Annotated in this window: 19 protein-coding genes and 1 tRNA gene; 5 read left to right on the forward strand and 15 right to left on the reverse strand. The window is 65.2% G+C overall.

Annotated elements, in window-relative coordinates; all coding sequences use genetic code 11:
- Positions 1 to 5: 5 nt before the first annotated feature.
- The 3 genes from CA260_RS21035 to selA all read right to left on the reverse strand — a co-directional run bounded on the left by CA260_RS21035 (position 6) and on the right by selA (position 3,467).
- Positions 6 to 102, reverse strand: a tRNA-Sec gene (locus tag CA260_RS21035).
- Positions 55 to 2,049, reverse strand: coding sequence for a selenocysteine-specific translation elongation factor (gene selB / locus CA260_RS19150; protein WP_111984662.1), 1,995 nt, complete (start codon positions 2,047 to 2,049; stop codon positions 55 to 57). The genes CA260_RS21035 and selB overlap by 48 nt, the downstream gene beginning before the upstream one ends.
- Positions 2,046 to 3,467, reverse strand: a complete 1,422-nt coding sequence (gene selA, locus CA260_RS19155) for an L-seryl-tRNA(Sec) selenium transferase (protein WP_111984663.1) — start codon at positions 3,465 to 3,467, stop codon at positions 2,046 to 2,048. Before selA ends, selB begins: the two co-directional genes overlap by 4 nt.
- Positions 3,468 to 3,712: 245 nt before the next feature.
- Between selA and CA260_RS19160 the strand changes: the two genes are divergently transcribed.
- The gene (locus tag CA260_RS19160; protein ID WP_111984664.1) at positions 3,713 to 4,765 is read left to right on the forward strand and encodes a permease; all 1,053 of its coding nucleotides are present in this window, start codon (positions 3,713 to 3,715) and stop codon (positions 4,763 to 4,765) included.
- A gap of 9 nt (positions 4,766 to 4,774) precedes the next feature.
- On the opposite strand, the gene fdhE is transcribed toward CA260_RS19160, so the two are convergent.
- Genes fdhE through fdnG form a run of 4 tightly spaced genes read right to left on the reverse strand, consistent with a single transcriptional unit; the run spans position 4,775 to position 10,364 of the window.
- The gene (gene fdhE / locus CA260_RS19165) at positions 4,775 to 5,725 is read right to left on the reverse strand and encodes a formate dehydrogenase accessory protein FdhE (protein ID WP_111984665.1); all 951 of its coding nucleotides are present in this window, start codon (positions 5,723 to 5,725) and stop codon (positions 4,775 to 4,777) included.
- Positions 5,722 to 6,372 (reverse strand): formate dehydrogenase subunit gamma, encoded by a 651-nt coding sequence (locus tag CA260_RS19170; RefSeq protein WP_111984666.1) that lies wholly within the window; start codon positions 6,370 to 6,372, stop codon positions 5,722 to 5,724. The genes fdhE and CA260_RS19170 overlap by 4 nt, the downstream gene beginning before the upstream one ends.
- Complete coding sequence (gene fdxH / locus CA260_RS19175) at positions 6,369 to 7,280, reverse strand: formate dehydrogenase subunit beta (protein ID WP_111984667.1); 912 nt, start codon at positions 7,278 to 7,280, stop codon at positions 6,369 to 6,371. The genes CA260_RS19170 and fdxH overlap by 4 nt, the downstream gene beginning before the upstream one ends.
- 9 nt (positions 7,281 to 7,289) lie before the next feature.
- Positions 7,290 to 10,364, reverse strand: coding sequence for a formate dehydrogenase-N subunit alpha (gene fdnG / locus CA260_RS19180; RefSeq protein WP_111984668.1), 3,075 nt, complete (start codon positions 10,362 to 10,364; stop codon positions 7,290 to 7,292).
- A 319-nt stretch (positions 10,365 to 10,683) separates the two neighbouring features.
- Here fdnG and CA260_RS19185 point away from each other — a divergent pair, with 319 nt between their 5' ends.
- Positions 10,684 to 11,235, forward strand: a complete 552-nt coding sequence (locus tag CA260_RS19185) for a lipocalin-like domain-containing protein (RefSeq protein WP_172461921.1) — start codon at positions 10,684 to 10,686, stop codon at positions 11,233 to 11,235.
- A 37-nt stretch (positions 11,236 to 11,272) separates the two neighbouring features.
- Here CA260_RS19185 and CA260_RS19190 read toward each other — a convergent pair whose 3' ends face one another.
- The 3 genes from CA260_RS19190 to CA260_RS21235 all read right to left on the reverse strand — a co-directional run bounded on the left by CA260_RS19190 (position 11,273) and on the right by CA260_RS21235 (position 13,543).
- Positions 11,273 to 12,127, reverse strand: coding sequence for a LysR family transcriptional regulator (locus tag CA260_RS19190; protein ID WP_111984670.1), 855 nt, complete (start codon positions 12,125 to 12,127; stop codon positions 11,273 to 11,275).
- Positions 12,128 to 12,235: 108 nt separating this feature from the next.
- On the reverse strand, positions 12,236 to 12,394 hold the full coding sequence (locus tag CA260_RS21230; RefSeq protein ID WP_172461922.1) for a hypothetical protein: 159 nt from the start codon (positions 12,392 to 12,394) through the stop codon (positions 12,236 to 12,238).
- A gap of 225 nt (positions 12,395 to 12,619) precedes the next feature.
- On the reverse strand, positions 12,620 to 13,543 hold the full coding sequence (locus CA260_RS21235; RefSeq protein ID WP_172461923.1) for a hypothetical protein: 924 nt from the start codon (positions 13,541 to 13,543) through the stop codon (positions 12,620 to 12,622).
- Between the two features lie 132 nt (positions 13,544 to 13,675).
- On the opposite strand from CA260_RS21235, the gene CA260_RS21240 reads away from it, so the two are divergent.
- The 3 genes from CA260_RS21240 to CA260_RS19210 all read left to right on the forward strand — a co-directional run bounded on the left by CA260_RS21240 (position 13,676) and on the right by CA260_RS19210 (position 17,747).
- Entirely contained in the window at positions 13,676 to 14,221 is a 546-nt protein-coding gene (locus tag CA260_RS21240; RefSeq protein WP_172461924.1) for an ECF-type sigma factor, read from the forward strand.
- 65 nt (positions 14,222 to 14,286) lie between these two features.
- Positions 14,287 to 17,085 carry a serine/threonine-protein kinase gene (locus CA260_RS19205; RefSeq protein WP_111984673.1) on the forward strand — a complete coding sequence of 933 codons (2,799 nt, stop codon included), beginning with the start codon at positions 14,287 to 14,289 and terminating at the stop codon, positions 17,083 to 17,085.
- A gap of 248 nt (positions 17,086 to 17,333) precedes the next feature.
- Positions 17,334 to 17,747, forward strand: a complete 414-nt coding sequence (locus CA260_RS19210) for a hypothetical protein (protein WP_111984674.1) — start codon at positions 17,334 to 17,336, stop codon at positions 17,745 to 17,747.
- Between the two features lie 113 nt (positions 17,748 to 17,860).
- Here CA260_RS19210 and CA260_RS19215 read toward each other — a convergent pair whose 3' ends face one another.
- From CA260_RS19215 to CA260_RS19230, 5 genes are all read right to left on the reverse strand, one after another.
- Positions 17,861 to 18,172: a HigA family addiction module antitoxin gene (locus CA260_RS19215; RefSeq protein WP_111984675.1), complete on the reverse strand. Its 312-nt coding sequence runs from the start codon at positions 18,170 to 18,172 to the stop codon at positions 17,861 to 17,863.
- A gap of 15 nt (positions 18,173 to 18,187) precedes the next feature.
- The gene (locus tag CA260_RS19220; protein ID WP_111984676.1) at positions 18,188 to 18,520 is read right to left on the reverse strand and encodes a HigA family addiction module antitoxin; all 333 of its coding nucleotides are present in this window, start codon (positions 18,518 to 18,520) and stop codon (positions 18,188 to 18,190) included.
- 743 nt (positions 18,521 to 19,263) lie between these two features.
- On the reverse strand, positions 19,264 to 19,452 hold the full coding sequence (locus CA260_RS21010) for a hypothetical protein (RefSeq protein WP_146745387.1): 189 nt from the start codon (positions 19,450 to 19,452) through the stop codon (positions 19,264 to 19,266).
- A 237-nt stretch (positions 19,453 to 19,689) separates the two neighbouring features.
- Positions 19,690 to 19,842, reverse strand: a complete 153-nt coding sequence (locus CA260_RS21245; RefSeq protein ID WP_172461925.1) for a hypothetical protein — start codon at positions 19,840 to 19,842, stop codon at positions 19,690 to 19,692.
- A 341-nt stretch (positions 19,843 to 20,183) separates the two neighbouring features.
- Positions 20,184 to 21,512 (reverse strand): McrC family protein, encoded by a 1,329-nt coding sequence (locus CA260_RS19230; RefSeq protein ID WP_111984678.1) that lies wholly within the window; start codon positions 21,510 to 21,512, stop codon positions 20,184 to 20,186.
- Between the last annotated feature and the right edge of the window lie 13 nt (positions 21,513 to 21,525).

The following is a 21,525-nucleotide window of genomic DNA, read 5'->3' on the forward strand; positions in this document are numbered from 1 at the left end:
ATGACTGGCGGAAGAGAGTGGGAGTCGAACCCACCCGAGACAGTCTTACCTGCCTCACCCGGATTTGAAGTCCGGACGCCCCACCGGAGACGATTCTCTTCCTTGCGGCAAAACGGGTGCGGGAACGGGTCCGAACACGTCGAGGTACCGTGCCTGGACCCTGCGCAAGGTGCCCCGGTTGAGCGTGACACCCTGGCGGTCGAAGAATTCTAGTATCTGGATGGCGACCTTTCGACCATTGTCGAGGCGGTCGCGGAACTGCGCGGCGGTGAATCGTCCATCCGTTGCCCGCGCCGCGATGTCGGTGGCGATCAGCACCATCTCGTGCGTGGTCGTGCGCAGGAAAAAATGATCGTGCGCCACCTCGTCGACCAGCCCCAGTCGCGCGGCGAACTTCAGCAGCTGCCGGACATCCTGCTCCGGCCGCTTGAGCACGCCGGCGATGTCGCGCACGCGCGGCGGGCGAAAGCGGACATCGCCGCCGATCAGCGGCGACATCAGGCGCCACTGCAGTTCGCGCTCCGGGCCCAGTTGCACGGCATGGCTGGCGAGCCTTACGAAGCCGCCATCGCGCACGACATGCCCGGCAAGGTCAGGGTGCTGCAGCGCCAGCGCGAACGCAGCCGCAGGCAGTCGAGGCTGCAGCGCCAGCCGCAGTTTCTCGCGCACCACGCCCTGCACGTCCGGGTGGGAAGCATGGAACGCTTCCAGGTACTCGACCAGGTGCGCCACCAGCCGCTCCCAATGCGGTCGCGCCATGGCGATGCGTTGATCATCGGCATCGAACAACATCGGTGAAAGTGCGGCCAGCGTGTCCTCGATCCATGCCTCGGACAGTGCGCGGTCGCGCGCAAAGGCCCGCAGGTCCCACGCATGCGGCGGCGTGTCGAGCAGGGCGGCGAAGGCGCGCTGCGGGTCATCGATCGCCAGCGCCGCACGCTGGGCGACGCGCGCATCGGTACGGCGTTGCCGCGATGGCGCGCGCAGGTCGATGAAGTGGCCGCCGCCCATCGTGCGCTGGGCCGACACGTCGCGCAGCACGAAGCGGTCGAGCACCGCGGCGGCGATTGGCCGCTCGAGCACGAGCTGGACGTCCGCCATGTCGCCCGGTTGCAGCGTGCCTTCTTCGAGCAACACGATGCGGACGCCGACCTCCGCCGCCGCGTGATGCAGTCGCGCGGGAAACCACTGGCCGATCGGCCGGGGTTCGCCGGCCAGGAGATGCAGCCGCGCGTCGATGCGATCGGTGGGCGCATGCAACGATGGATCGACCACCATGTCGCCGCGATGGATCGCCTCCTTGCTGATGTCCTCGCCCACCAGGTTGAGTGCGCAGCGATCGCCGGCGCGACCGATCTCCATCGGCTGGTTCTGCGCATGCAGCGAACGCACGCGTGCGCTGAGGCCCGAGGGGCTGAGCATCACCGGGTCCTTCATGCGCACGATGCCCGACAGCACGGTGCCGGTCACCACCACGCCGATGCCGGTCAGGATGAACACGCGGTCGATGGCAAGGCGAAAGCGGCCTTCCGCCGCGCGCTCGCCCAGCGTGTGCGCCTCGACGGCCAGCCGGTCGCGCAACGCCTCGATGCCCGCGCCCGTGAGCGTGGATACCGGCAGGATGTCCGCGTTTTCCAGCACCGTTCCCGCGATGGCTCCGCGGATCTGCGCGGCCACGTCGGCGAGGCGCTCCGGCGTGGCGAGGTCGGCCTTGGTCAGCGCGACGATCCCGCGGCGGACATGCAGCAGGTCGAGGATCGCCAGGTGCTCCCGCGTCTGCGGCATCACGCCGTCATCGGCAGCCACCACCAGCAGCGCGACATCGATGCCGCTGGCGCCAGCCACCATGGTGTGCACGAAGCGCTCATGGCCGGGCACATCCACAAAACCGACCACGGAACCGTTGTCCATCGGCAGATAGGCAAAGCCGAGGTCGATGGTGATGCCGCGGGCCTTTTCTTCCTTCAGCCTATCGGTGTCGACACCGGTCAGGGCTTTGACCAGCGAGGTCTTGCCGTGGTCGATATGCCCTGCGGTGCCGACGATCATGGGATGTCCGCCAGATCGGTGGCGTCGAGTTGCGCCAGCGCATCGAGGAATGCGTCCTCGTCCGCCTCGGCGAGGCAGCGCAGATCCAGCCGAAGGGCGCCATCGGCGATGCGGCCGATGATGGGCCGCGCCAGCACGCGCAGCGATGCCGCGAGTTGCTCCAGCGCGCGCTGGCTGCCGCGCGAACGGATCAGCAGCGCGGTGCTGGCCAAGGTGTCCAGCGGCAAGGCGCCCGAACCGACCTGGCTGAGGCAATCGCCCACCTCGATCGCGAAGAGATCGCCGAGACGTTCGGCCACGGCCGGCTGGAGACGCTGAGCCTGCGCGTCGATGTCGGCCTTGTCCCGCGCAAGGAATCGCAGCGTGGGCAAGCGTTCGGCCAGCCGATCGGGGTCGCGGTAGAGCTGGAGCGTCGCCTCGATGGCGGCGAGCCGCACCTTGTCCACGCGCAGCGCGCGCTTGAGCGGATTGCGGTTGACCTGTTCGATCAGCGCGCGGTCGCCCACGATGAAGCCCGCCTGCGGCCCGCCCAGCAACTTGTCGCCGGAGAACGTCACCAGTCGCGCGCCCTCTTCCACCGCTTCGCGCACGGTGGGCTCCTTCACGAGGCCGTAGGCGGAGAGGTCGACCAGGCTGCCGGAGCCCAGGTCGTTCAACAGCGGCACGCCGATCGCATCGCACAGGGTGGCGAGTTCGCGCGCGCCGACCTCCGCGGTGAAACCCTGGATGCGGTAGTTGGACGTATGCACCTTCAGCACGAGGCCCGTGTGCTCGTTGAGTGCGTTGCGATAGTCCGCCGGATGCGTGCGGTTGGTGGTGCCCACTTCCACCATGCGCGCGCCGGCACGGACCATGATGTCCGGCATGCGGAACGCGCCGCCGATTTCGATCAGCTCGCCGCGCGACACCACCGCCTCGCGCCCCAGCGCGAAGGTGTTGAGGCACAGCAGTACCGCCGCCGCATTGTTGTTGACGACGGTGGCGTCTTCGGCGCCGGTCAACTCGCACAGCAGGCCGCGCAGGTGATCGTCACGCTCGCCGCGTACGCCATCGATGAGGTCGAATTCGAGCGCCACCGCATGGCGCATCGCTTCCACCGCCGCCTCGACCGCCGTCTCGGCGAACACGGCGCGTCCGAGATTGGTGTGCAGCACCGTGCCGGTGAGATTGAACAGCGGACGCAGGCCGGGCAGGCACGCTTGCAGCAGTTCGCCGGCACGCAGGGCGAGATCGGCCGCGGTGGGCGCCTCGACCGGGGCGATGCGCAGGACTTCGCGCGCCTCGTCGATGACCTGGCGAATGGCGTCGGTGGTGACGGCACGTCCGTGGCGTTCCACCAGCGATGCGGCCTCGACGGTCGCCAGGACGGCGGCCACCGCAGGCAGGCGGCGCAGCAGATTGACCTCGGATTCGGCCATGACGCTCCATCCAGCGCATCGCCGCTTCGTGCGGCAATGCCGACTATGCTGCGTTGCCGACCAAGCAAGGGTCAAGGCAGGCGCACGCAGGATGACGCCACCTTCACGCGGTCGCATGCTTGGATGCACCGGGCGGCGCTCGCGGCCGCTCAATCCCTGCCCCTCTGCAGTGCGTCCGGCCTGCAGCACGGGGGCGATCTCGTGCCCTGTAGGGCCCTGATGTCCGCTACCCCGCAGGGGGATCCATGCCCGTCGCTACCGTGTCGTCCGCGCGCACCGTCCGCTGGTCCGTCTTCGTGCTGCTGGCCATCGCCGGCCTGTTCTACGTGAAGTGGTATCCGTACTACGGGCGCGCCTTCATCGCCGCGAGCGAACACTCCATCGGCCGATCCATCCTGATGGGTGATGCGGCCAGCGCACCGGCGCCCTCATGGAACGCGGCGCTCGGCTATGCCCTCGCGTACGGCAAGGCCATCTGGCAGGCGATGGTGCTGGGCTTGCTGCTGGGCTCGGGCATCCAGGCCTTGCTGCCGGCGGACTGGGTGCGGCGCGCGCTGGGTGGCCGCGGCTTCGGCAGCGTGCTGGCCGGCGGCCTGCTGGCGATCCCCGGCATGATGTGCACCTGTTGCGCGGCGCCCGTGGTCGTCGGCTTGCGCAAACACCAGGCGGCGCCCGGCGCGGCGGTGGCGTTCTGGCTGGGCAACACCACGCTCAATCCCGCGACACTGGTGTTCACCGGCTTCGTGCTCGGCTGGCACTGGACCCTGCTGCGCACAGCGCTCGGCGTGCCGATGGTGTTCGGGCTGGGCTACCTGGTGAACCGCATGGCACATGCCCATGCACCCGCCGTGGAGCTGCCGTCGCTGCCTGCCGAGCCCCGTTCGCTGGCCGAGGTGGCGCGGCGCTGGCTGCGCCTCTTCGTGCAGATGGCAGCGCGACTGATTCCCGAGTACGTGGTGATCGTGCTGCTGCTCGGCGCGGCGCGCGCATGGATGTTTCCCCACGTCGGCCCGGACATCGGCAACGAGTGGCTGTGGATCGCCGCGCTGGCGCTGGCAGGCACGCTGTTCGTCATTCCGACCGCCGGCGAAGTGCCGATCGTGCAGGCGATGCTGGCCCTTGGGCTGGGAGGCGGGCCGGCGGCGGCGCTGCTGCTGACCTTGCCGCCGGTCAGCCTGCCATCGCTGGCGATGCTGGGACGCTCGTTCCGCGTGCGCACCCTGCTGGCGATCGCCACGGCGGTCTGCGGGTTCGGCATGCTGGGCGGCGCGCTTGCGGTGTGGCTGGGCATGCACTGATCGGCGCGATCACTCCTCCACCGCCTCGCCATCGCCCACCAGCAACAGCGGATTGGGTGCGTGCCTTGCGTAACCCGCCTCGGCCACCAGGATGTCCAGGCCAAGCGAGGCGAGATCGTCCGCATACGGATCGACCTTGGTGTCCTTCACCTGGTAGAGCAGCTTGGCGTAGGTGTGGCATTCGCCGCAGGTCTCGGCTTTCACCACGCCGGCGTCGCCCTCGATGCCCTGCAATGACAAACGTCGCGAGCCGCCACAGGTGATGCATACCGCGCGCACGTGGTTCCACGCGGTGGAGCACAGCGAGCAGTAGAGAAAACGCGTGCCCGGCGTGGTGCCGGTGGCCGTGATCAATCCATCGACCGAGGGCGAACCGCAGCAGGGACACAGGCCGCGTTCCTCGAGCAGGCGAAGATCCGCGGCCTTCAGCCGCGCCGCGGAACCGGTGAAGTACACCTGCAGCGCGGCAGCCACATAGACGGCTGCGGCAGCATCGCCTGCCGAGAGGCCGCCGCGAAGGAACTGGTCGGCGAGCTTCTCCCTCGCCGCCGCATCGCTGCGGCGCAGCTGTTCGATGGCGTCGTGCGCTTCCGGCGGCAGCTCATGGCGCCCGATCTGATCGAGCAGCATGGCCAGCCCGTCGCGCCATGAGGCATCCCGTTCATGGCCATCCGCCGCCAGTGGCGGCAGACGACCTTCGACCGCCTGGCTCACGCTGGCATCGCCGAGCGACGCTGCCGGCGCGAGCGTCGTCGCCACGTCATGCTGCGCCCGCGAGAGCATCGCCATGAAGCGCAGCCAGGCCTCCATCGGATGCCCCTCGGCGAGCTGCTCCAAACGCTGCGCCGTGGCGGCAAAACGTCGGGCGGGATCGGGCAGCTGGATCGGCTCGACGGCCTTGACGCCCGCATGGTTGGGTCCGGTCCACTTGCCGGTGGGTGGTGCTTCCGCTTGCCTCACGGGCGCTTCCTGATCAGGTCCTTGTCATGCCGGTCGGAGGCCAGCTCCTTGAGCCATTTGCGATGGTGCCGCCATGCCCAACCCGGCGTCACGTAGCCCTGGGTCATGGCGCGCACGGAATCGCGCACCCAGATGCCGGCATACACGTGCACGATCCACACGATGATCGCCGCCACCGCCGCGAGGCTGTGGATCAATGCGGCCGCGCGCTGTACCGGCATGGGCGTTGCCTCGCCGAAATAGACTTCCCAGATCACCAGCCCGGTGAGGAACAGCACGGGGATCAGGAACGCCATCGACCAGAACACCAGCTTCTGGCCGGCGTTGTTGCGGCCAACCGGCGGTGCGTTCTCTTCTTCGTTGTCGACCACCTCGCGGATCGACTTCACCCACTGGGTATCCTCGCGATGCCACAGGTTCTCGCGCCAGAACTGCACGATCATCCCGAGATAGCTCAATAGCAGCACACAGCCGATCCACGGGTGCACCGCGCGCGTCCACTGTCCTCCACCGAACAGGCCGGACAGCCAGTACAGCATCGGATGGAACATCGCCAGGCCCGACAACACCATCAGCACGAAGCAGATGGCGGTGAGCCAATGGTTCACCCGGTTGGCGGTGGTGTAGCGGACGATGACGGTCTTCATGGCGTCTTCTCCGTTTCATCGAGCGCGCGCGCACCTTCCGCCTCGTCCGCCTCGGTGACTTCGTTCGGCCCCTTGATCATGTAGTGGAAGAAGCCCACCACGGTCGCCAGCGCGATGCCCGCCAGCGCCAGCGGCTTCATCACGCCCTTCCACGCTTCGACCATCGGGCTGATGCCCGGCTTGTCGGGCAGCCCCGAATACAGCGAGGGTTTGTCGGCGTGATGCAGCACGTACATCACATGCGTGCCGCCCACTTCCGCCGGATCGTACAGGCCGGCCTTGTCGAAGCCGCGCGATTTCAGGTCGACGATGCGTTCGGCCGCCTGGTGCTTCATGTCGGTCTTGGTGCCGAACAGGATCGCACCGGTCGGGCAGGCCTTCACGCAGGCCGGCTCCAGCCCGACGGTGACGCGGTCGGAGCACAGCGTGCACTTGTACGACTTGTGGTCGGTCTTGCTGATGCGCGGGATGTCGAACGGGCAGCCCTTCACGCAGTAGCCGCAGCCGATGCAGTTGTCGCTGATGAAGTCGACGATGCCATTGGCGTACTGCACGATCGCACCGGGCGCGGGGCAGGCCTTGAGGCAGCCCGGATCCTCGCAATGCATGCAGCCGTCCTTGCGGATCAGCCATTCCAGGTTGCCTTGTTCGTTCTCGTACTCGGCGAACTTCATCAGCGTCCACACGCTGGGGCTCAAGTCGTTGGGGTTCTGGTACGAGCCTTCGAAGTGGCCGACTTCCTGGCGAAGATCGTTCCACTCCATGCACGCCGACTGGCAGGCCTTGCAGCCGATGCATCGACTGACGTCGATGAGCTTGGCCACCTCGTCCTCGTGACTGCGCGCCGACGGCGGCGTCATCGTCGAGGCGGAACGGCGGATGTAGTCTTGCGATTGCAGGTCTGACATGTCCGTTCCTCAGGCTGATGCCGGCGCGCTGGTCTTTTCCACATTGACCAGGAATGCCTTGAACTCGGGCGTCTGCGTGTTCGCATCGCCCACCGCCGGCGTCAAGGTGTTGGCGCCGTAGCCCTTTCTTGCCTGACCCGTGAAACCCCAGTGCAGCGGCACGCCGATCACGTGCGTGGGTTTGCCGTCGACGGTGAGCGGTTTGATGCGCTTGGTCACATAGGCCTTGCACACCACCTCGCCACGTTTGGACGACACCTTCACCCAACCGCCTTGCGCGATGCCCTTCTCCTTCGCCAGCGCCTCGCCGATCTCCACGAACTCCTCCGGCTGCAGGATCGCGTTGATCAGTGCGTGCTTGGTCCAGAAATGGAAATGCTCGGTGAGTCGATAGGTGGTGGCCACGTACGGGAAGCTCTTGGCGTCGCCGAACATCGCGCGATCGTCGGGAAACACACGTGCCACCGGGTTCGACTTCACCTTCGGATGCAGCACGTTGTCCACGGGCGATTCCAGCGGCTCGTAGTGCTCCGGGAACGGGCCGTCGCCCATCTGATCGCGCGCGAACAGGCGGCCCATGCCTTCGGCATTCATGATGAACGGGCCGACGCCGTCGGACGGCTTCACCGTGGGGCCGTAGTCAGGCGTGTCGATGCCCACCCAGCGCGTGCCGTTCCACGAGATCACCGGCTTGGCCGGATTCCACGGCTTGCCTTCGGGATCGGCGCTCGCTCGGTTGTAGAGGATGCGCCGGTTGGCCGGCCACGCCCACGCCCAGTTCGGCGCGATGCCCTGCTCGCGCGGATCGGTGGCGTCGCGACGCGCCATCTGGTTGCCCTTCTCGGTGAAGCAACCGCTGAAGATCCAGCAACCCGACATGGTGGTGCCGTCGTCGCGCAGCTGCGCGAAGCCATCCAGCAAGGTGCCGGCCTTGGTCACCGCGCCGGTGGTGGCATCGGTGAGATCGGCGAGCGCGCGACCATTCATTTCCTTGGCCAGTTCTTCCGGATCGGGATCGACCGGGTTGGTGTACTTCCACGTGAGGTTGAGCAGCGGATCGGGGAACGCACCGCCTTCCTTGCGATACAGGTCGAGCAGGCGCTTGTAGATGCCGGTCATGATCCAGATGTCGGATTTCGCATCACCCGGGCCATTCGCCGCCTTCCAGTGCCATTGCAGCCAGCGCGCGGAATTCACCAGCGAGCCGTTCTCTTCCGCGAAACACGTGGTCGGCAGCTGGAACACCTCGGTCTGGATCTCGGCCGACTTCGCCGGGTTCTGCGGCCCAAAGTCCTGCCAGAAACGCGAGGTCTCCGTGTCCAGCGGATCCATCGTCACCAGGAACTTCAGCTTGCTCAGGCCGCGACGGCTGCGGCCGCGATCGGGGAACGCCTGCAGCGGGTTGAAACCCTGGCAGATGTAGCCGGTCATCTGCCCGTTGTTCATCATCTCGAACGCCTTGATGATGTCGTACAGCGGGATGTCCAGCTTCGGCAGCCAGTCATACGCCCAGTTGTTTTCCTGCGTGGCGGCGTCGCCGAACATCGCCTTCTGGAAGCTCACGAAGAACTTGCGGTAGTTCTGCCAGTAGCTGGTCTGGCCCGGCCGCAGCGGCTTGTACTGCTTGGTCGACATGTAGACGTCGAGGCTGGTGTCCTTGTCGTTGGGCAGGGTCATGTAGCCCGGCATCAGGTTCGACAGCAGGCCGACGTCGGTGAGGCCCTGGATGTTGGAGTGGCCGCGCAGCGCATTCATGCCGCCGCCCGCCACACCGATATTGCCCAGCAGCAGCTGCACCATCGCCATCGTGCGGATGTTCTGCGAGCCCACCGAGTGCTGCGTCCAGCCCAGCGCGAACAGGCTGGTCATCGCCTTGTCCGGCGCGGCGGTGCTGGCGAACAGCTCGCACACGTGCAGGAACTTGTCCTGCGGCGTGCCGCAGATGCGCGACACCATCTCCGGCGTGTAGCGCGACACGTGCTGCTTGAGCAGGTTGATCACGCAGCGCGGGTCCTGCCAGCTATCGTCGGACTTGGCGAAACCCTTCTCGTCGAGCTCGTAGTCCCAGCTCGACTTGTCGTAGGTGTGCTTCTCTTCGTCGTAGCCGCTGAACAGGCCGTCCTGGAAGCTATAGCCTTCCTTCACGATCAGGCCGGCATTGGTGTACGAACGCACGTACTCGTGCTGGATGGCGTCCTTCTCCAGCAGGTAGCGGATCACGCCATTCAAGAAGGCGATGTCGGTACCCGGGCGAATCGGCGCGTAGTAGTCGGCGACGGAAGCCGTGCGCGTGAAACGCGGATCGACCACGACGAGCTTGGCGCCGTTCTCGATCTTCGCCTCGATCACCCACTTGAACCCGCAGGGATGCGCTTCGGCGGCATTGCCACCCATCACGACGACGACATTGGCGTTCTTGATGTCCTGCCAGGTGTTGGTCATGGCACCGCGACCGAATGATGGGGCCAGACTGGCCACCGTCGGTCCGTGTCAGACACGCGCCTGGTTGTCGAACACCACCATGCCGAGGGAGCGCACCACCTTCCACGTGAGATAGGAGGTTTCGCTGGAAGAGGCCGACGCCGCCAGCATGCCCACGCTGGTCCAGCGGTTTACCGTGGTGCCGGCGGCGTTCTTCGCGATGAAATTCTTGTCGCGGTCGTCCTTCATCAATCGCGCGATGCGATCGAGTGCGAAGTCCCAGGAGACTTCCTTGAAATCGGTGCCGCCCGGCGCCCGATAGCGCGGCGTCTTCAATCGCGTGGGCGCATGCACCACGTCGAGCAAGGCCGCGCCCTTGGGACACAGCGTGCCGCGATTCACCGGGTGATCCGGGTCGCCCTCGATGTGGATGATGTTGGAATGCGCGTTCTTGGCGCGATCCCCCATGCTGTAGATCAGCAGGCCGCAGGCGACGGAACAGTACGTGCAGGTGTTGCGCGTTTCCGTCGCGTGGGTGAGCTTGAACGGTCGCACGGCAGCGGCTTGCGCCTCTCCCGCGGCCCCGAAACCAAGCATGCCAAGGCTCGATGCGGCCAAGCCCAGGCCCGTGAACTTGATGAACTCGCGGCGAGTGAGTGCCATCGCGTGCGCTCCCGGAACATCTGGCTAGACATACCGCCCGCTCAGGGCGGTGGACGTTGCTCGAACATCTCCGTGACAGCGGCGGACTTGGCCCGCAGCTTGCTCAAAAATGTAGCACAGCGGCCCCTCGGCATCGGTGACGTTTTTGTGACGAGAAACGCCCTGGCCGTCGGGCCGCGGCTTTGTGACAGCGAAGCGAGGTTGCTTCGGGACGGCATCATGTCGATCCGCAATCGCTGAAATATGCCTGCGCCTCTGTTTCCATCGCCGGCTCGCGCATAGCCTGAGGATGCACTGCCCGCCCACAAAGGACTCCCCCATGCCGTTCCGTTTTCGTTGTCTTGCCCCCGCGCTGCTTGCATTGGCTCTTGTCGTGCCGGCCGTCCATGCAGGCGAGCCGCAGGAGAAGCCCACCGGTACGGCGACCATGGAGACCGCCAGCGTGCCGGCCTGGCTGGTCGGCACCTGGACGCTCGTGCGTTGCGACAACGTCTATCCCGATGGTCACCGGGTCGAGCTTTACGGGCCGCATCCGCAGGGCCTGTGGATGATCGACGGCCACGGGCACTATTTGATGCATATCGCCCGCGTGCAGCGCACGCCGTTCGCCGCCGGCGACAAGTCCAAGGGCACCGCCGAGGAATATCGGGCGGCCTCGCTGGACAGCAACTCGCATTTCGGAAGCATCCGCGTCGAGGACAACCGCCTCGTGACGCACATCGACCAGGCGTCCTTCCCCAACTGGAACGGCCGCGACGGCAAGAGCAGCTTCACGCACGACGGCAAGCAGCTCACCTATATCGTGGCCAAGCCCAGCAGTGGCTCGGGCGACGGCGCCCATGGCGAGGTGGTCTGGCAACGCGTCGACTGAGCGTTGCACCCACGCGTTTGGCTACGCGCGATGCCCCTCAGCCCGTCGACAGGCTCTTGAATGCCGCCGCCAGCGTCTGCAGGGCATGGCGCGAGCGGGGGTCGTTCAACGCCGAATACAGCACCACGTCCTGCGTGGGCAGCTCGGGCAGCGACAAGGCCGGGCCGACGTCCAGCGTGCCGCTCGGCGCCGTGCGGGTCGCCATCAGGGCGATGGCGAGGCCGGCGGCCGCCGCGGCGCCCACCACCGCCGCGCCCTTGCCCACGAATACTTCGGTCCAGGCGATGCCTGCCTCATCCAGCGCCTGCACGGCGGCGGCGCGGATGCTGCAGGACTCGCCCTGGGTCGCCAGCGGCAGCGGCTGGCCGGGCACCGGTTGCCAGCCAGCGGCGGCGATCCACGCGAAGCGCTCGGTGAAGAGCGTTTCGCCGTCGTGCCGGCGATGCTGCGGCTGCACCACCATGGCGGCGTCCAGCGTGCCTTCTTCATAGGCCTGCATCACGTCGCGCGAACCGGCCACGCGCATTTCGATCACCAGGTTCGGGTCGTGTTCGCTCATGCGGCGAAGCAGGGACGGCAATTCGCTGCCGACAATCAGGTGACTCACGCCGATGACCAGGCGCCGCTGTTCGACGAAGAAGGAGGAAACGGCGCGTTCATGCGCACCGATAAGCGTACGCGCGGCATCGAGGAAGACAGCCCCATCGGCCGACAGGCGCACCTGTCGCGGCGTGCGTTCCAGCAGGCGTCGGCCGAGATGTTCCTCCAGGCGGCGCAGCTTCAGGCTGATGGCGGATTGGGTGGTACCCATCGCCTGCGCTGCGCGCGTGAAACTCTGCAGATCGGCAACAAACACAAAAGCGTTGACGGCGTCGAGATCCAGGGCCTTCATCCGTAAATCCTGCCTTGCGGCGGTCGTTGCAGCGTCGAATCGGTGTGGTTCGAACACGCAGCGTACACGCAGGGCCCCGGGAGCGGACAGGGAAAGTCCCTGTCCTTCTTATCCGTTGAAATCGGCCGAAGCGGCAACACTCGACTGGGTGGCGACGGCAGCTGCCACGGAGGCCGGCGTGGTGGTGATCATGGCGCCGACGGTGAGCACGCACAGGGCGAAGCAGGCGACGTACAGGCTATTGAGGATCAGGTTCTCGAATTTCATGGCGGCTCTCCAGATGGGTGGATTTTTGCTCTCGATGTAGATAGAGCAATCGCCGTGCCAACCCGGAAGACGTCTGGAAAACCGCGCCACCAAGCCATTTTCTGAAAAGCATGCGCACCGCATGCACTGTCCGCGGACGATGTCCGGACAGTCGCGCCGGTGTCCACGGACGTTCGCACAGGAAGGCCCCGCGCTCGCGAGGCCTTCCCATGTGACGCGCGTGTTTCAGTGGCTGGGCGTGGCGACGAAACCGTGCTGCTGGTGGTTTGCATCCGTGTAATAACCGGACACCACGCCGAAATTGTTGATGGTGGTGGCGAGCGTGCTCACGGCACCGGGCACGTCCAGCGTCTGGAAGTGGCCGTTGGTTTCCACGAAGGAGTGATCATGGCCGTGGGCGCTCCAGTAGTAGCCGGCCTTCTGGCCCACGTCGTTGATGGCGAATACCACGGTGTTGTCGGCGCCCGGCACGTCGATGGTGGTGATCTTGCCGTTCGCGTCGCGATAGAAGCCGTGCGGCGCCGGCGCCTTCGGGTTGGTATCCCAGTAACCGACCGATTCGTTGAGATCGTTGATGCCCAGCGGGTAGGTTTCCGCCGAACCTTCCACGTCAAACGGCGTGTCCCACTGCTTGCCGCGACGGATGATGCCGTGGAATGCGCCGTCGGCATCCCAGTACACGCCGAGGATGGTGCCGAACTCGTTGTAGCCATCCACGTTCGAGCCGACATGGCCGGGGAAATCCACGTTCACGAAATGGTGGCCGCGCATCACGAAACCATGCTGCGTGCCCGACGCATCGGCATAGGCGCCATAGGTCCAGCCCATGTCGTTCGGACCGCCGGCAGCGCTGAAGTACGTGCCCAGCACGGCGGGATCGAGCGGTTCGAAATGACCGCGGCGATACACCATGGCGTGCGGCACGCCCCCATTGACCGCGAACTGGCCGGCCAGTTCGCCAAAATCGTTGATGCCCCAGAAGATGGTCGACGACGAACCGGGCACGTCGAGCGTCTGATAGGTGTAAGTGGTGACGGAATCGGCCGAGCCAGCCTCAGCCATGGCGACGCCGGTCAGGCCTGCGAAAGCCAGCGCGAAGAAACCTGCGGCCCTTGTGAGCCGGCCATACGTAGCGCGATGATTCGACATGATCTCTATCCTCTTGTGGATGCGACGGGCGATGGCATTCCCTGGGTCTGCGTCGGTTTCGAACTGCGCCATCTCCTCTTACAGCGCAAAAGGGATGCGGGCACCGACACGCGCGCCGAGGCACCGGCGCGCATGAATGCGGAGTCGCAGATCACCGAAGTGCTTTCACGCGCCGCCAACGGCGATGCCGCCGCGTTCGATGCGCTCATCCCCAAGGTCTACGCCACGCTGCGCCGCCTCGCCCGTCACCAGCGCGCCCATGAAGCGGCGCATACGCTGGAGACCACGGCGCTGGTGCACGAGGCCTACCTGAAGCTGGTCAGCCACGACGGCCTCGTCTTCACCGACCGGGCGCACCTGTACGCCTACATGAGCCAGGTGATGCGCCACCTGCTGATCGACCATGCGCGCCGCAGGAAGGCACAGAAGCGCCAGGCGCCGGAGATGACCGCGCCAGAAGATCCGTCAGACATCCTCAACGTGCTCGCCATCGACGAGGCACTGAAGCGGCTGGCCGACACCGACGAGCGCCTCGCGCGCGTGGCCGAGCTGCGCCTGTTCGCGGACCTGTCGAGCCCGGAGATCGCCGACGCACTCGGCGTCACCGCGCGCACCGTCGAGCGGGACTGGCTGAAGGCGCGCACCTTTCTCTCCGCCTGCCTGATGCCGGGCGGCTGAGCCGTGTCGCTCGCGGCCAGCTCCTTGCGCTATACAGGCATGCGAGCACGAAACCCATACGGCCGATGATCTTCGCCTTCTCCCAGCGATGGCACGAGATCGAACCGCTGATCGACCAGCTGTTCGACGTGCCCGTGCACGAGCGGGCCGACTGGCTGCGCGCGCACTGCGTCGATCCCACGCTGCGCGTGCTGGTGGAACAGGCGCTGGACAACGCGCCCGGCGTGGCTGCGCTCGAGCGCGGCATCGACCAATGGCTGCCCACACGGGACGATGCGCTGCCCATCATCCCGGGTTATCGCGTACTGCGTTTCGTCGGCGCGGGCGGCATGGCCAGCGTGTTCGAAGCCGAACGCGAACTGCCCGGCGGTCCGCAGAAGGTTGCACTCAAGCTGCTGCGCATCGATGTGCACGACGCCGACGAGCGCCGCCGATTCCTGCGCGAGCAGCACATCCTGGCGCGCCTGCAGCATCCACATATCGCGCAACTGCTCGACGCCGGCTTCTCGCCTACCGGCACGCCGTTCCTCGCGCTGGAATTCGTCGCCGGCGAAGACATCGTTTCGCATGCGGCGCGCCAAAACCTTTCCATGCGCGCATGCCTGGCGCTGTTCATCGACGTGTGCTCGGCGGTGGAACATGCGCATCGCAGCCTGATCGTGCATCGCGACCTCAAGCCGAGCAACGTGCTGGTGGGCGCGGATGGCGGCGTGAAGCTGGTGGATTTCGGCATCGCCAAGCTGTTGACCGGCGACGTCGAGAGCACGCGCACCGAAGCGCGACGCCTCACGCGCTCCTACGCGGCGCCCGAGCAATTGACGGGCGAGGTCGCCACCACCGCCATCGACGTCTACTCGCTCGGCGTGCTGCTGGCCGAACTGCTTTGCGGGCGGCATCCCTATCGCACTGACGACCACGCCTTGGCGAAGGAAGCCACCTTCGATGACGAGGCCTTGCGACGCACGCTAGGCATCGATCTCCACGCCATCGTGCAGCAGGCGACGCGAGCGGAGCCTTCCCGTCGCTACGCGAGCGTGGCGGCCCTCGGCGCGGACATCCAGCGCTATCTCGACGGCATGCCACTGCAGGCGCGCCCGGACACGCTTGCCTATCGCGCACTGACCTTCGTCCGACGACACGCGCTGGGCGTCTCCCTCGGCGCCGTGGTCGCCCTGCTGCTCGCCACCGCCACCATCGTCGGCCTGTACGAGGCGCGCCGTGCAGGACACGCGGCGCAGGAGGCGCGGGCACAAGCCACGGCCGCCGAAAGCGAAGCGCAACGCGCCGACGCACTCAAGACCTTCATGGAAGGCTTGTTCGACAGTTCCGCGCACGGCACCGAGGCCAACGAAACCGCGGAAGAACTGCTGGCACGCGGTCGCGAACGCGCCGAGCGCGACTTCGCCATGCAACCCGCGCTTCGCGCCGAGATCCTCGCGCTGGTCGGCGACCTGGATCGCCGCAGCGGCCATCCCGAACGCGCATGGCAACCGCTGGAAGAAGCCGCCGCGCTGGCAAAGTCGCAGTTCGGCGCCACCGACCGGCGCACCCTGCACATCGAATACCTGCTCGCCAAGGAAGCCGATGAACTCGGCCGCGTGCGCGAGGCCACCGCGCGACTGCAAGGCGCCATCGATGCCTTCGACACCGGACCGAATCGCGATTCGCCCGAAGAGGTGCAGGCGCTCGCGTGGCTGGCCGGCCTGGACGAGCGCGCGGGCGAATCGCACAAGGCCATCGACCTCGGCGAGAAAGACGTGGCGCTGGCGCGCCGCATCCTGCCCGCCGACAGCGAAGCATTGACCGAGGCCGTGCTCAATCTCGGCTGGATCTACGAGGATGCCGGTCGTTCGGATCGCGCCGAACCGCTGCTGCGCGAAGCACTGGCACGCAAGCGCGAACATCTCGGTGCACGGCACGCCGACGTCGCCGATACCATCGCCATTCTCGTATCCGCACTGACCAAGCTCGGCCAGTACGGCGAGAGCGAACAACTCATGCGCGATGCGCTGGACATCGACGCCAACGCCTACACGCATCCCAATGCCCACACCGCCTGGCACCTCAACGATCTCGGTGGCGTGTTCACGCTCGAGGGAAAGTTTCCCGAGGCCGAAGCGTTCTACACGAAATCGATCGCCGTGGATGAAGCGCTCAAGCCCGCCTCGGCGCTCAACGAAGCGGTGAGCATCAGCAACATCGCCAAGATCCGCTTCCGCCAAGGTGCTTACGCCGACGCCGAAGCCGGCATGCGCGATGCCATCGACCGCAAGCAGCGCCTGCTCGGCGCCGACTACGCCGACAACGGCCGCAGCTACGACCGCGCCGTGCTAGCCGAAATCCTTATCGCCCGCGGCCAACTGGACGAAGCGCGAACGCTCATCGACGGCGCGCTGTCTGAAGCACGGCGCCGCCACCACGACGCGCACCCTGACACCGCCTTCGCATTGACCGTCGATGCCGAACTCATGGCCGCCAGCCACGAACCGGAACAGGCTGCCCTGTTGGCCGGGCAAGCCGTCACCATGTATCAGGCGCTGGCGGACCAGGGTTCCGAGAAGTCGGTTCGCGCGCGCCTGATGTATGCCGACATCCTGCAAGCGCTAGGCCGCCACAAGGAGGCTGCGAGGCACCTCGACAACGCACTGGGTGGCGCCAACACCACGGTACCGAAGTCGGCAGCGCTGATCGCGCGTCTGCAGGCCGACCTTGCAAGCATCGACGCCACGCTCGGCGACAAAGCCTCCGCCAACCGTCTGCGTGCCGAAGCACGAACGTCGCTGGCCGATACGCCAGCCGGGCCGAACACCGATCGCGATGAGGCATTGCGACTGCTCGCCAACCCACCGCCGGGCAACCGCTGAAGCGACCGGGCGCCCCACTCTGAATTTCGCCCGGACATTGGCTTGGATTCAGGAAGATGCATCAAGCGCGAACGCCCGTCGTGTCGCACAGCACGTTGCGAATAGCCGTCCAAACAATTGTTTAGGTCCGCAAGTAGAACGGTTGCGTAAGCAAGCCCTATCGCATCGTGCGCAGCGACAATCTCGCTCCCGCGCCCTGTTGACGTCACCGAAACAGCCGGTGAGTAGCCTTCATGGCGGAGTTCGCTATGAACGAAACCCTATATCCCGCCACCGACGCTCTCGACCTCGCCCGGTCGCTGCTCGCCATTGCCACCGAAGCCTGCGACGCCGGCACCATGTCCGAAGAGCTGGCCGATTCCCTCCGCCTGGCCGCCGAAGGCCTCGCGGCCGACCTCGCCGAATGGCGCTCCCAGCAGGCCGACACGCTGTCCGCGCGAGCCAACATGGCCATCAACTGGGCCCTGATCGACCTGGACGCGGTCGCCCAATTCTCCAAGCTGATGGCATGCACGCACCTCACCGACCCCTGCGCCGTGCGTCTGCTCACCATCATCAAGCACACCACCGACCGCGCAGCGCAGAGCCTGGTGACGTCGGGCGTGAGGATCGCACTGGTGTCCGCGGTGCACGATGGACACTTGGCCGGAAACATGCCGTAGCTTGCAGCGACACGCCGTATGCGATGTGGCGCGGCCGGTTTCGATGCCTCTCCGCCTCGCGCATCTTCTACTCCGACCGTGCCCAAGCGGCCTGCAACGCGGGCCGCAATTCGTTACTCGGGATGCCGTCGTACGTGCGACCAAGACTCCAAGGTCGCCAGGTCGTAACGCGCCTGCAGCGTCAGCCAATAGGCTGGCGTGGGGTCCATCACGCATGCAAGGCGCATCGCGAATCTGGCGTTGATGCGTCGCTCGCCGCGGGTGATCTGCCTCAACGTGGACACGGAAATGCCGGTGCGACGCGCGAGCCATGCGAGCGACATGGCGCGAGCCTTGAGGTGGTCATTCAACAATACGTCGCCGGGGCTGCGCAGTGGCTCCGGTGCGTCAAATTCCATCGACGGATCGAGCTTGATGAGGCACATGGGACTTCCATCCTTTCAGGAACGACGGGAGGGCGGATCGAGCATAGGGACCGTAGTAGCGATATCGCGCTCCTCGCGCGCCAGGTCGTACCGCGCCTGCAACACCAGCCAATAGAGCGCCGACGTGGGCAGCACCGCAGCCAGCCGTATCGCGTACTTGGGCGTGACGCGCCGGGAACCGGCGATGAGTTCCTTGATGTGTCGTGCCTGGATGCCGGTACGACGCGCAAGCTGCGCGGGGTTGATCGATTCCGGACGCATGTAGTCGTGCGACAGCACCTCTCCGGGCGAGCGCAGGCGCAGCGACGGATCCACGCCAAGGCGAGGCGTGAGCTTGATCAGTTCCATGGACTCCCTTCCCTGTCGGGCACGCCCTTAGAAGGGGCGGGCGCTTACGACCATTCGCGTCAGTGAATGCCTGGTGGCCACGTCAGCGATCGCGAAGTGGCGGCGCATCGCCATGCCGGCCGATACGCCGCACGGGGCAATCATTGGACGAGTGGAGGGTTCACCGGTGGCTCATGACCGAGCAGCCTGGCGTACTGCTGCAGGCACTGGATGGCCGTGCCGAGACTGGCGGTTTCCGCCACGGAAAGCGGCCAAACCAAGGGCCTGACGGGAAAACCGCGAGCCTGCGCCTTGCGGCATCGCTCGCTATCATGGCGCATGCGTGTCAGTGCAAGTATCGCCAAGGCGATGTCCGCACGGGTGCCTCGACGGAAGGTTTCGGGCCACGCGACGCCTATCGGAGAAAGGTCATCGGGCGAGCCAGTGAGGGTGTCGTCAGCGGGAACTGACGAGCGAACGCGTACCGTATGATCGCGGTTAGCCATGATCAACTCGTAGGTTGGTGATGGTTAGCGGGTCGTGGGTGTTGTCGCACTCACGGCTCGCGCTTCATGACTTGACGGTCATGGTCGCTCGCGAGGCCCTTTGAAAAAGACGGTGCGAGTGACTACCCGAAGCTAACGATCGGCACGCGCATCGTCTGTCAGGCTATTGCGGGATGGATGTACTCCAAGTGGATTGTTGCGGGTGCGAGAACACTGGGCGGGTTGCGTGTCAGTGTTAGACCACAGGCCAAATGCGAGTCAGGCGTTGATTCCGATCTTACGAATACGCTCGGCAATCAGCAGCCGACGCCGCTTCTCCCAGATCACCAGCATGACCAGTGCTCCTCCTGACACTGCAACTATGGCCGCCCATTTCCTGTCGTTACCGCCGGCCAGCTGATACGCGACGCACATCGCGACAATGGTCACTGCCGCCGCTGCTTTCATTGCAGTGCGTAGCAGGGACGCTTCCGACCGATCGTGCCTGACACGCCTCATCCATCGCCGAGTCAGTAGCGCCATCAAGCCTACCAACGCGAGGGAACAGAAGAACGCCGTCAAGAGCGTGACCATTAGATGCCACCGTATCGATCAAAAGGACCGCGACCCGGTAATCGTCGCCACAACATTGATTCGTCCAAATAGCAGGCGATCAAGTGCAGCCGATCGCCTGCTACACCGCCACTAGCGGAGCAAGATACCAATGCCGATGGACATGCCAAATCCAAGCGTGAACGGACCACCCATCAGGCTAAGCCCGATAATGGCCAACGCACCGGTATCCGGATCAAGACCACCACTGACGGCTTGCACTTCCTCAAGATCAAGCTCTCTCATGTCGAATCTCCTGGTATGGACACACGGGCCCTGCGCATGTAACGCGGGCGCCCTAGTTACGACCGACTCTGCTGATATGGGTAACGGCTGGCGGGGCCATGGGTGTCGACTGCGTTCACAGCCCGCGCCACATGACTTGCATGTCATGGCCACTCGCAGAACGCTTCGAAACGCCGCGAACGACAACCCGAAGCTAGCGGCGAGCACCCGCATCGTCTGTCAGGCCCAAGTGTCGAGAATGTCCGCTCAAGGGAATGTGGCAAGTGCGCAAACACTGGCCAAGCCGCATGTCAACGTTAGACTACAGGTGCAAAGCGCACTTGCGGCTTCTTCAGAACGAGCTATGAAGTTGATTTGCCTCCGCGGCCTTCAGCGGAGAGCCTACCTTCCCGATCGAGCAAATTCGTCCAGATGCCTGCATGAGTGCCGGACCTGGATTGCACCACTGCATAGCTCGGGTCAGCGATATCGATAAATTCCAATTCAACTCTCACCTGTGTGCCGTGAATCATGGGCAAGAGCAGTGGCGCCCTTCGTGCCCGCGAAAGGCCTTCATGCCAGGGATAGACCAGTATCAAGTCGTGACATTTGTAGGCGGCTGCGTAGGCAAGCATCTGGTACACGTCCTTCTCTGACGGCCGTGGAAAACCAGATGCGTCTAACCGCAAATGTTTCCATTTCGCATCGACAATCGCACGTATGCCACCGGCTTTGCGCACCACAAAGTCGGGCCTCAACCCAACAGCCGCACTACCGGCATAGGTGGCCAAGCACGTACCCACATCCTGCGCGTCCACTTGGCCACCAAGATAGGCCAGATCGTGATGGATCTTCCGCGAAACGAGTCCTTCAAAGACCTTGTTCATATCAAAGAGAAGGCTTGGCGCCTGCGTAGCGCCGGAACGCAACGATGGCGAGAGCAACTGTACGATCCAACACGCCCACTGGAATGCACTACGGTAACGCTCGCTTTGCCGGTCGAACGTCAATGATGACAGTGCCTTGCCATGGTGAACCATGTCCGCAATATCGACAAACGACCATAACTGCGTAAGTGACCGTTTTTGCAATTGGCCACGTGCTGCCCTTGAGACAAGGTGGAGCGCATACTTCAATAAGCGATTGAGAGCATTATCTGAAGTTAGCTCGTCGAAGGCACAATGAATCACGTCCGGTCGGTTGGCCAACGCGGCGGCTTGCCTTCGAAAAACGACTTTGCCGCGTACGACGTGAAGATCCTCGTGATCAGTCCTATATCGCTTGTAAAGCCCTTGTTGAAGAAGCACCGCCACTTCGTCCAGATAGGCACCTATAAATGCGTCCAACAGAGTCGCCGAGTTCAAAGCCTGCGCGGCTTCGCTTCGAAGGCGACGAGGCGCCAGCCCTGCATCCTGAAGACATCGCAAAAGCACGCTGCGGCACGAATCGGGATGATCCTGTCCTCCGACCTTCGGAAGAATTTCCAGTGAGCGGGATTGAAATCCCACGATGCCGCAGAACTGATTGAACCTGACGCCATCGGCGAGGAACTCGCAAAAGCCAGGCCGTGATACGTTTGCCTCATGCAGGGCTCTGACATCTCGCTCGCTCAGATGGCTGGTTACGCCAGTCCGCGACGAATACGGAAGAAACTCGTGTTCGAGAACGGCCAGCGATGCAGGCGATGCCATGCTTAGTGCCCGC

The sequence above is a fragment of the Dyella jiangningensis genome, assembly GCF_003264855.1.
Taxonomy (GTDB): Bacteria; Pseudomonadota; Gammaproteobacteria; order Xanthomonadales; family Rhodanobacteraceae; genus Dyella; species Dyella jiangningensis_C.